At 68.2% G+C, this 990-nt stretch carries 2 protein-coding genes and 1 pseudogene; all 3 read right to left on the bottom strand.

Annotation, left to right across the window (positions count from 1 at the left end; genetic code table 11):
- The coding region (locus tag AC5RUJ_RS17160; RefSeq protein ID WP_494156354.1) for a hypothetical protein at positions 1-184 on the bottom strand (184 nt) is incomplete at its 3' end.
- Complete coding sequence (locus AC5RUJ_RS17155; RefSeq protein ID WP_494076677.1) at positions 181-732, bottom strand: RNA polymerase sigma factor; 552 nt, start codon at positions 730-732, stop codon at positions 181-183. The genes AC5RUJ_RS17160 and AC5RUJ_RS17155, both read right to left, overlap by 4 nt.
- 74 nt (positions 733-806) lie before the next feature.
- Positions 807-990: pseudogene (locus AC5RUJ_RS17150) on the bottom strand (hypothetical protein); the annotation flags it as partial.

The following is a 990-nucleotide window of genomic DNA, read 5'->3' as shown; positions in this document are numbered from 1 at the left end:
CGGCCGCCGCGCCGGCAGCCGGCGTCAGGTAAGCCAGCACCTCGGGCGATGGGGCCGGGATGGGGGCTTCCCCGGCGGCGCGGAGGGCCAGCAAGGTGGACTCCAGCGGGGCAGAAGGAGCCAGCCCGGCTTCGTCCAGCAGCCGGCGGACGGCGTCGTCGTCGGACATTTCAGCGCTGTTCATACCAGGGCCTCCTTCCTTTCCAGAACGGATTTGAGTTTAAGCAGGGCGCGCCGCTGCAATTGTTTGATGGAGCCGGCGCTCCGGCCCATGATCTCGGCAACCTGTTCGATCGACAGGTCGGCGACCACGCGTAGCATCAGCACTTCCTGCTGCTCCGGCTTCAGCTCCTTGAGCTGGCGTCCCACATCGCTCTCGGCGAGCGTCTCCAGGACAGTTGTTTCGGCGGACTCCACCGCTCGGGCGTCGGCATCAGGGTCGTAGGGCGACAGCACTGGCTGCCGGGCCCGGCGCCGGACATCGTCTACGTAGCGGGCATGGGCGATGGAGAACGCCAGCGTCCGCAGCCCCTGGAACCCGCCGTTCACCGACCGGATCCGGGAGAAGAGGGCGAGGAATACTTCCTGTACGGCGCCTTCGTGGTCTTCCACACCGCGCACCTTCAGGTATCCATTGAGCCCGGGTGCCAGCGCGGTGTAGATCTCGCCGAATGCAGCTGCATCTCCGGACTGCGCCGCGAACACGATGTCGTCGGGAAGTGATGGGGGCAAGTCGACGTTCTTTCAGACAGCGGGCGACGGGTGCGGCGCCCCCAGTGTAGGCGCCGCACCCGGTACCACGGGAATTACTGTCCGGCTTCTACCGTGACCGAAGCGGCGCCACGCAGTTCGGCGCGGGTTTCCGCGGCTTCCGTGCGGGCGTCGATCGCGGCTTCGGCCTTGGCGTTGGCGGTTACCGGCAGCTCCGGAACGGCAGGGACGGCCGGAGTGGCAGGCACGCCGTCGGCACCCGGGACGGCCGGGACTGCC

Source organism: Arthrobacter sp. Y3223164, assembly GCF_059091005.1.
Note: the sequence above shows the minus strand (reverse complement) of the source record. Positions and strands in the feature narration are given on the sequence as shown.